The following is a 1084-nucleotide window of genomic DNA, read 5'->3' as shown; positions in this document are numbered from 1 at the left end:
GCGGGGCGTCATGCGGCCCCGCTCCGTCGTCGCCTTATCCGTTTCCGGTCGAGGGCTGTGAGGCCGCCGAGGACGCCGTTACGCTCACCGGTGGCGAGAGCGTATGTTCGGCATCCCTGGAGCACAGCGCACCCTTGGCAAAGCTCCGCTGCGCGCCGTTGGAGGCGGTCGTCGTCGCTCGTCCACTCTTCGCCGCCGGTGCAAGGCGTGACGGCTTCGCTCGTGGCTGTGAGGAACGTTCGCCAGGCTTCGGACTCTGTTACGTCGTCGCGCGTCGTCGCTTGGCTCATGAGTTGCGCGCTTCGGTTCGGGCGCGGTAAGCCGCGGCTCTTGCTTCTCGGGTTGCTTCGGTGGTGCCCGCCCAGACGCCGGGCTCTCGCGGGTAGCTCGCTGAGTAGGCGCGGCACTCGGCCAGGGCTAGACAGTCGGCGCAGAACGTCGCGGCTTGCTGCTGCTCCTCGGCGTCGGAGGTAATCCAGTCGAGGCCGCGGGCATGATGAGGCAGGGCGTGGTGTCGCGGTGGGCGGCCACCTGTGCGAGGAGGGCGGCGTGCAGGGCCCTGCGCTGGGGGCCTAGCCTTGGGCTGCCGGGGGCATCCTTGGGTGTCATGGGTGGCGCTCCTCGGGAAGGGGGCGGGGCACCGCGTGGAGGGTGGGGTTGTAGCGGGTGGTGTCGAGGCTGATGCCGGCGGCGAACGCGGCGAGGATGAACGGGCCGTTCAGGACGTAAATGCCGGTCTCGGCTTGCATGAAGTGCTTGGCGCCGTAGCTCGTCAGTAGGCGCTTCCCACGTGGGCTGCATGGTTGCATCCGCTCGGTGATCCAGTCGGCGGCTTGGCGTGCTTGATTGAGGGCGTGCGGGGCGTGGATTGCTGCGCGTTCGGTCGGCAGGTTGATGCGGAGCCCTCGCGCCGGCCCGTATCCGAGGAGGTGCAGTTTCGGGTGGTGGTCGAGGACGGCGAGGAATTCGGCGTCGGTAGGCGTGGTCATGGTCGTTCGCTTTCGAGGTGGGCGTAAGCGGCTTGGAGTCGGGCAAGCACCCGGGTTGCGTCGGCTCGGAGGGCCCGCGCTTCCGTCAACTGGCG

At 68.9% G+C, this 1084-nt stretch carries 3 protein-coding genes; all 3 read right to left on the bottom strand.

Annotated elements, in window-relative coordinates; all coding sequences use genetic code 11:
• Nucleotides 1-8: 8 nt before the first annotated feature.
• Nucleotides 9-290, bottom strand: coding sequence for a WhiB family transcriptional regulator (locus Y705_RS23640; RefSeq protein ID WP_081737918.1), 282 nt, complete (start codon nucleotides 288-290; stop codon nucleotides 9-11).
• On the bottom strand, nucleotides 287-475 hold the full coding sequence (locus tag Y705_RS23635; RefSeq protein WP_444826174.1) for a WhiB family transcriptional regulator: 189 nt from the start codon (nucleotides 473-475) through the stop codon (nucleotides 287-289). The genes Y705_RS23640 and Y705_RS23635 overlap by 4 nt, the downstream gene beginning before the upstream one ends.
• Nucleotides 476-605: 130 nt before the next feature.
• Complete coding sequence (locus Y705_RS0108445) at nucleotides 606-989, bottom strand: hypothetical protein (RefSeq protein WP_026532545.1); 384 nt, start codon at nucleotides 987-989, stop codon at nucleotides 606-608.
• Nucleotides 990-1084 lie beyond the last annotated feature (95 nt).

It is taken from the genome of Arthrobacter sp. H41, assembly GCF_000520535.1.
GTDB lineage: Bacteria > Actinomycetota > Actinomycetes > Actinomycetales > Micrococcaceae > Arthrobacter_D.
This window is presented reverse-complemented; position numbering and strand designations above follow the sequence as displayed.